This is a genomic window from Oligoflexia bacterium (assembly GCA_034439615.1).
In the GTDB taxonomy this organism is placed as follows: Bacteria; Bdellovibrionota; Bdellovibrionia; order JABDDW01; family JABDDW01; genus JAWXAT01.
In genome coordinates, this window is the sequence record JAWXAT010000027.1 from 1 (window position 1) to 7,233 (window position 7,233).

At 40.7% G+C, this 7,233-nt stretch carries 11 protein-coding genes; 5 read left to right on the forward strand and 6 right to left on the reverse strand.

Features of this window, described 5'->3' with window-relative positions; genetic code table 11:
* Positions 1-498 precede the first annotated feature (498 nt).
* The 3 genes from SGI74_05945 (at position 499) to SGI74_05955 (ending at position 2,487) form a co-directional block, all read left to right on the forward strand.
* Positions 499-1,008: a c-type cytochrome domain-containing protein gene (locus tag SGI74_05945; GenBank protein ID MDZ4677035.1), complete on the forward strand. Its 510-nt coding sequence runs from the start codon at positions 499-501 to the stop codon at positions 1,006-1,008.
* Complete coding sequence (locus SGI74_05950; GenBank protein ID MDZ4677036.1) at positions 1,005-1,301, forward strand: hypothetical protein; 297 nt, start codon at positions 1,005-1,007, stop codon at positions 1,299-1,301. The genes SGI74_05945 and SGI74_05950 overlap by 4 nt, the downstream gene beginning before the upstream one ends.
* A 751-nt stretch (positions 1,302-2,052) precedes the next feature.
* A complete protein-coding gene (locus tag SGI74_05955; protein MDZ4677037.1) occupies positions 2,053-2,487 on the forward strand; it encodes a hypothetical protein in 435 nt (144 codons plus the stop codon).
* Positions 2,488-2,554: 67 nt separating this feature from the next.
* On the opposite strand, the gene SGI74_05960 is transcribed toward SGI74_05955, so the two are convergent.
* The gene (locus SGI74_05960) at positions 2,555-2,971 is read right to left on the reverse strand and encodes a hypothetical protein (GenBank protein MDZ4677038.1); all 417 of its coding nucleotides are present in this window, start codon (positions 2,969-2,971) and stop codon (positions 2,555-2,557) included.
* A gap of 239 nt (positions 2,972-3,210) precedes the next feature.
* On the opposite strand from SGI74_05960, the gene SGI74_05965 reads away from it, so the two are divergent.
* Positions 3,211-3,588, forward strand: a complete 378-nt coding sequence (locus tag SGI74_05965) for a hypothetical protein (GenBank protein ID MDZ4677039.1) — start codon at positions 3,211-3,213, stop codon at positions 3,586-3,588.
* 84 nt (positions 3,589-3,672) lie between these two features.
* Here SGI74_05965 and SGI74_05970 read toward each other — a convergent pair whose 3' ends face one another.
* Entirely contained in the window at positions 3,673-4,158 is a 486-nt protein-coding gene (locus SGI74_05970; protein MDZ4677040.1) for a hypothetical protein, read from the reverse strand.
* Positions 4,159-4,366: 208 nt separating this feature from the next.
* Positions 4,367-4,801: a hypothetical protein gene (locus SGI74_05975; protein MDZ4677041.1), complete on the reverse strand. Its 435-nt coding sequence runs from the start codon at positions 4,799-4,801 to the stop codon at positions 4,367-4,369.
* 90 nt (positions 4,802-4,891) lie between these two features.
* On the opposite strand from SGI74_05975, the gene SGI74_05980 reads away from it, so the two are divergent.
* Positions 4,892-5,761, forward strand: coding sequence for an AraC family transcriptional regulator (locus tag SGI74_05980; GenBank protein ID MDZ4677042.1), 870 nt, complete (start codon positions 4,892-4,894; stop codon positions 5,759-5,761).
* A 13-nt stretch (positions 5,762-5,774) separates the two neighbouring features.
* Here SGI74_05980 and SGI74_05985 read toward each other — a convergent pair whose 3' ends face one another.
* The 3 genes from SGI74_05985 to SGI74_05995 all read right to left on the reverse strand — a co-directional run.
* Entirely contained in the window at positions 5,775-6,272 is a 498-nt protein-coding gene (locus tag SGI74_05985; protein MDZ4677043.1) for a hypothetical protein, read from the reverse strand.
* A 220-nt stretch (positions 6,273-6,492) separates the two neighbouring features.
* Positions 6,493-6,861, reverse strand: a complete 369-nt coding sequence (locus tag SGI74_05990) for an IS3 family transposase (protein ID MDZ4677044.1) — start codon at positions 6,859-6,861, stop codon at positions 6,493-6,495.
* 65 nt (positions 6,862-6,926) lie between these two features.
* On the reverse strand, positions 6,927-7,233 hold a 307-nt coding region (locus SGI74_05995; GenBank protein MDZ4677045.1), incomplete at its 5' end, for a hypothetical protein.

The window sequence follows — 7,233 nt, forward strand, 5'->3', positions numbered from 1 at the left end:
ATATTATTTAGATTAAATTTTGTTTAAAACAGCGTGTTCTGTCAACGTTTAATTGTTACTAAAACAAGTTTTATCCGCAAAGAATTGATTTTTAAAAGTCTAGGTCGGTTGACTTAATGTCTCTCCACGAAAAAGCCATCCAAAAAATTAGAGCGAAGTTGTTTGAGAGCTATTCTCCTACTAAACTCCTTATTGCTCGGCTCGCTCTACTTCGCAACGTTCGCTTTCTAGGCGTACGCACCGATGCCTCATTTGCGTTCGGCCCTCATGGCTCGAAGGTCTATCACGCCGACTCAGACGGGGACATTTATATTCACCTGCGGAAAAAATGGGGGAACGCAAATGAATGGGCAAATAATGGTGATGTGAGATTTTTTGTCGACACACATTTGTAGAGAGTGCTTCAGAAAAGATACTTTAGTTTCGACAATAATTTGGTTATAGCAGCGCAACTTGACCCAGCAGTCTAATCAAGAGATTCTGCAAATGGAGTTAGCGATGAAAAAATTATTTTTTATAATTTTTCCTGTAACCGTGGCTGGCTGCGGTCCAGCTTACCACGATCCTGATGACGCTGGTGCCTTGGTTGAACCAAACTACAAATCCGTCTCGACAAATATAATTCAGAATAAATGTGTGAGTTGCCACAACTCCGTAAAGAAAGATAACGGGATAGATTTATCAAGTTATGAAAAAATATTTGCTCCAGAAGTTTTTCCACCACTAATCATTCCAGGAAATCCAGAAAAAAGTAGTTTATTTAAGAGTGTGTTAAGCGGAAAAATGCCAAAAGATGCCCAACCTCTGAGTCAAAAACAGTTAAAAGCAATTTACGATTGGATTAAAAATGGTGCAAAAAAGGAGGAGCAGCCTTCAAAACCAAATCCACCAACCACACCAGAACCTGATGAGCCAGGCACGGAAGAACCGGGGTCTGGTGAACCCGGAAATGGTTTCGTTAAACAAGCAGTAATAACAATTAAATTATACCTAAGGAGGTATGTATGAAAGCAATTCTCGCTTCAGGACTCTTAGCCTTAGCATTGCCCAGTTTGGCTTTTGCTCACGGCAACACAATTGATGCTACAAATGATAGTGTCATTGAGGTATTAAAGGTTTTTAAAGCCAGCGGATCTGAAGCCACGAAAGCTGCTTTTAAAGGGGTAAAGGCTTGGCCCAGTGGCGAGCATATCTTGGCTAAGGTCTACTTTCAGTCTGACCAAGTTGAGACTTCGCTTAACTATATGTGCATGATGGAACATACGGGTGACGCTGATAAAATGGCCTGCAGTAAACAATAACAAACCAAATAAAAATCCGGAAAAAATTCCGCCTTTTTATTGAGACATTTATTTTATAAAAAAAGAAACTCTTTTGTTACTCGATCATATGATTTTATTTTTTATTTTATTGTTTGTTGAAATACCGAAGAAAGCAGTACATTAATAGTTTAAGAACTGTTTTTTGAAAAATTCAAAGGAGGCTACATGAGACTAATTCTAAACATTTTATCAATTCTTTTCCTAACTATTATGGGTGTTTCAGTTACCCAGGCCGAAGTCGACGGTGTACAAGTTATGAACGACGAGTCACGTGGATTTTTACATGAAGACCTTTGGGAGTGTTCCGCACACAGTGAACATGATCCTAGCCATCACAGGTTATATCGAGGACAGGCTGATTATGATCGTCACGAAGCCGAACATAGTGCCATCATTGAGTGTGAATATCAGGAGCACCATAGATGCGAACTGGCAGGCTGCCGACGAGTCAGATACTAATTTACGATCTCGGCGGCTGTATTGACAGTCCGCCCGCTTTACTTGGGCGCCTGGATTGCTCTGCGGGAGTAAAGTTCACCGCAGATAGCATTGGTGCCGGCTTTCAGTATCAATTTTGAAGTTTTAGAAATCGCCCCAGTCCGAAACGCTGGGGTTTGGGTAATTACCCCAGATCTCGGTGGTATCGATAATTATTTCCTATTACATTCATACAGGTTAATCATTTTATTTATGACCTCTTTAGCGCTAAACCTATGTGCGGAGGTTAGATATGAATAAATTAATTTTAGTGACTGTTTTTTTGACGTGCGCAGCTGCAAGCGCTGAGATGGTGCATCTCAACAACACCAATGTTTTTGATCTCAATGATGATCGCAACAGTGTTGTGATCGTGATAGATTACCCCGGCCGACGCCTAACGGGATTATGTGACATAGAGATTAGATCCGATAGGTACACCCCTATTCCGTTGAGTAAACTACTAGAAAGAGTGAACCTCAACCATGTATTTTCGGAAAAGGAAAAACCAATTAAGTCAGTCAATCACAATATCTTAAGAGTTCGGTTGATACCAGATTCCTACCTGGATGGGTTTGAAATATCGACTAAGGATGGATCATCCCTACGTAAAACCATTCAAGATACTTTGGGTGGGGAACATGGCAAACGTAGAGTGATTGCGATAGCCCGAAGTTGCCCTTATTAATTTCGAGCGTGAGGCGAGGGTGAGCGAGCCAGGGCAGGGCTCGCTTTATCAGGCTGTTCCGTGCACTCTACGTGCGCTCGGACTCTATTTTTTCCTCGACCACTTTTGTTGTTTTTGTCAGCGCTTTATCACAAGGTAATTGAGATCCAATTTTACCAAGGTCGCCTGGCTTAAAAGTGACTTCGACCGTTACTGAATAGTGCTTTTGACTCCATTCATTTGTATTGGGATTCTCTCCTTCGACTGTGGCGAGAACTATATATTCATATGACGGTGGATTTGTATCATATACTAAGGACGAATTTATTTGAAACGGCTTAATCAAATTGACTTTAAAATCATTAGATTGAGTCAGATCTTTATCTAGTGTGGCTGCTGCGGCTTGCGAAGCCTCAATCCAACAGGAATTGGATATAAACACTTTCGCTGAACCTAAATTAGAATACAAAATAAGTGGAAGTACAAAGACGCAAAATTTATTCATAACTATTCTCCTATCAAAGTTATTTTTTTCTGTTTCTATTGTCTTCTGCAGTAAAGGTGCCATAGTTAAATGGAACAAATGCAAGTGTAATTAACTCTAGAAAGAAATATCTCAGCATAAGTATTCCATAGTAAAAAAACTGTCACTTTGATGACGATAAAAGGAATCTCTCTAATACATCCAGCTCGTTTTTTGCACTTTGTTCCTTAGATCTTATGAAATGGTCTATGGGAGAACATATGTTTAGAAATACTGCCGCTTTTTGTCTTTTGATTACTAGTTTGACAGCTAACGCTGAAGCTCTTTCCTTAACAACTTGCTACTCCCGTTTAGTGGTTCCCATCCGCTGCATTCAGGGATCTAGGAGCTCTTGCTCTCACAACAATTGGGACGTTGTTGAAATAATAATTAAGAATGAATCAGTTAAGATTGTAAACAAATCGGATGCTTTGCCGCAGATTGAAACATTAAAGAATCTCTCACAATCCGTAGGTCCTTATTCGGCTCCTTATCAAGTGATGTACCTGTCTTCGACACATGAAATTCTTGACGTTGCACTATCAGAAATTAGTTTAACCAAGGATGCTGAGTTTGAAGCAGCTCTACAAAAAAACTAAGTCTTCTCCGGAACAAACTTTAGCCTATGATGTTTTGGGCTGCTCCGCTGCCTCATTGTCTGTAGAGAAATGAAATGGTCCCGATCAGTTACAGCTTCTAAAATGCCAGTTGGCGACCTCGTATCTGTAGCTCTCGTTACAGCGTCCCTCGCAGCTTGAACTGAGGGGATCTTCGCACTGCCCACCACAAGTTCCCATGCGTGTGCCTGATGCTTCAACTTTAATTCTGAGTCCTACTCCGTCTCGCCAAACATAAGTTGTCTTATCGTTTGCACTTGTGAAACTAGCAGAAAATCCGCGAAAGTCTTGTGGTTGAAAAACGCCTGATTCCTGCCACCCTGAAACAACAATTTCACCTCTACCGTACGAGGGAAATGCTCCGGATGAGCCAAGGTAATTTACGGCATGTTTGTCACGAATGACTAACTGAACGCTCCGGCGCTCAGAAGTGTTCACATCAACCACAGCGGAACCATCGTCACAAGTAAGAAGTTTCTGCCAGCCAGCATGCGCTGGGTTATCAAACACAGACAAAATTATGAAAAGGCATATAATATTTAGGTTATTCATAGTAACTCCATTTTCAAGTTGGCATTTATTTGCCGACACCAATGGACTATAAAAGATTCAACTTATTTTTTCTTCGGTGTAATCTTCTGAAATTTCGGTAAAACTATCATACACTTAATTTCGGGAGTATGAAAAACGCTTGAAGCGCAAAATTCCTAAATGGTCCCTTTAATGGTTTTTAGGGAAGCCCGTAGCCTGGCCTCCTTTTTCATCGTAGCCTCTTTATATGACAGTTAGTTAATTCAAGAGATCCCAAAACATAAGGTTCTGTTGATTGAAAATTACTGTGAAGAACACCTTTTCCAGTTCCCGCGGCATCAAATTGAACTTCAATTTTTCCATAAGTTCTCATTTGATTGGTATCGAGGTCCTTTGCTAAAAGGTTAGATGTCAGTTGGCCGTTCGATGCAGGAAGTATTTCGGTAGCTTGAAGGCCGACGCGAAGTTGATCCCCTTCAAAAACATACATATTTCGCTCACGGTTATCCCATGACCCAAGAGTAAGTAATGTAGCATTTTTTGGATGCCCACCCGTTATTGAACGAGCTTGGCAAGTTACTGATACACTGAAGCCTGGCATGTTTTGAGCAATACCTTGAAAACCCATTAACTGAATAGCAATTAGTAGCAGCACGTGTCGCATAAACCCCTCCTTTTAACCACAACTAATGTACCTTTTTCAGAATAAAATTAATTTGGTGAAAAAATCTCAAATTTCGGTAAAACTATCATCATGAAAGAATCGCCTAAATCATGGAAAGGCTTTGAATTTGAACCGCAAGGGTGTTTGCTAGAGCAAACCATTGATGAATCTGCAGGTATGGGGATAGCCTATGAAAGAAGTTGTAACTTCTTTAAAGATTTTCATACGCATGACCGCATGATTATTGTGTTTCCGCGCGCCTCTTGTGAAATGGAAGTCCGTACCCAAAAACCAAACCAAAAATTTACCATTGATAGCACTAATTTTTTAGTTGTACCGGCGGCAGTCATTCACGACGACGAAGGCATAAGTGCTATTTACGATACAATGGCACTGTTACCTGAGGATAAGTTTGTTGATGAAGTCGCTAAATCCCAAAACCAAGTAAGTATCTCCCGCAATTTAAAAAAGAAATGTTTTAAGTTAAAAAGAACAGTTTGGTTAGAGCAGCTAGTGCAGCAATATTTTTTTGAAAGAATCCTGAGTCGAAGGCATCGAACTGACGATGTTGTATTTTTAGAAAGAAAAATTTTAGCCGAGATTTTTTCAATTGCTTCTGGTAACAGAAAAAGTAGTATGGAAAATAGCATAAGCGAAGAGGACACAGCTAAAAAGGCAATAACCTATATAGAGTCGAATCTTTTTTCCAACCTTGAAACGGAGTCTATAGCCCGACAAGTTGGAGTTGGTGTTGCAACTTTATTTCGTCAATTTAAAAAAGATATTGGGGTTAGTCCTTATGCCTACATAAAACGCCGTCGCCTCGAGGAGGCAATGCGGCTGTTAAAACTAGGTAAATACTCAGTGAGTGAAGTTGCGCTGCTTGTTGGTTACGAAAATTTCGGCGCCTTTACCGACGCCTTTAAAGCAAAATATAAAAAGGTTCCCTCGTCCGTTTAACTAGCGAGTTCCCTCACAGTTGGCGTAAGGCGCTTATCCCTTGTGAGCTGCATCCTTGGAGGTTCACATTCACCCGAGGAAAAGTGCCGCCTGGATAACAATTACGGTATCCGTCACTATCAGGAATGCAAATACCAGCGAAATCCTGATTAATACTAAAAATGAATTGGCCATTTTCGCGTCCTATAACCAATGTGTCCGCCGCATCACCAACTTCGTTTCGGCGAACTGCTTGAAAAGTATTTCCAACCATCACTCCTTCAACGGAGAGCTGGGGCTCTTGAGTTCCAAAAAAGGATCCTGATTTATTAATTGCGTTCAGAAGGGCGCTATCGGTAACCATGAGGCGTAATTTTCCAGACTCGGCCAGGATAACAACGTTCCCACGCTCACAGTTAAGAATTGGACTCGCCGCTAAAGTAGGACAGATCCAAAGCCCCATAAAGGCAAATGTTCCCCACAAAATAGATAGTTTCATAAAATTCTTCCTTTTCTTGATTTGATTATTCATTTATTCTTCGTTCAGTCAGTCATTGTTTTTAATCTAGCACTTTTCGTTGACTTTAATTCGGTGAAAAAGTCTTTGCTTTCGGTAAAAGTAACTTTCAATAACAATCCAGCGTTACAGACTGGCTTTAGCAGCAATCTCCATTGATCCAGCACCCTCGAATGGATTTTGGGGTGGGTACACTTGGCATTTGGGCTCAGACTTTTTGGACTGAGTTTAGACACTAGTTAGGAGTAATATCTTTTGGTTGCCCTAGAGCTACCTTCAGGGCCTGATGCTGAAGCCTGTAGTGGGAACTTCCGTAAATAATAAGTACTCTTTGATATTTATTTAACAACTCAGCAATAGTTTGCAATATATGTTCGTCTCTAATTCGGGTAACGACCAATGAGATTTTTTGAGTAAAGAAGGGACCGCCTCTGATCTTCATAAACTTTTGAAGGCAACTAAACAGCGAATATTTTTTCATCACGCGTCTTATGCGTTTTCCATTCACCGTTTTACCATTCCGTAGCAAATGCTCTCTGATTCTGCGGTACCCGTAGCCTGGAAGTTCTAGATGGATTTCTTCAATCAAATCTCGAAGTTCCATGTCCCTTGCACCTAACCGTTCCTCCTTAAACGGTTTGTGATAATAAGCCGCTCTTGAGACTTCCATTATTCGGCAACCTTTGGCAACTGAACCAAATTCTCTGAGGTGATCACGGATGAATCTTCTCTTTTGATCTGTTGTGAGTACTCCAGGGCTTTTTTTAACATCAGGTTTTCAAGGTAAAGCTCCCCAATTTCGGTTTTGAGATTCTTAACTTGATGCTGAAGGTGATTGAGATCTCTTTCTTTTGCATTAGCATCAAGTTTTACTTTTCTAACCTTGCCCGGCAAAACACCAGATCGATACTGCTTTACCCAATGATTTACAGTGCCATGGGAACAATTGTAAATCTGAGCGGCATGGCGATAAGTC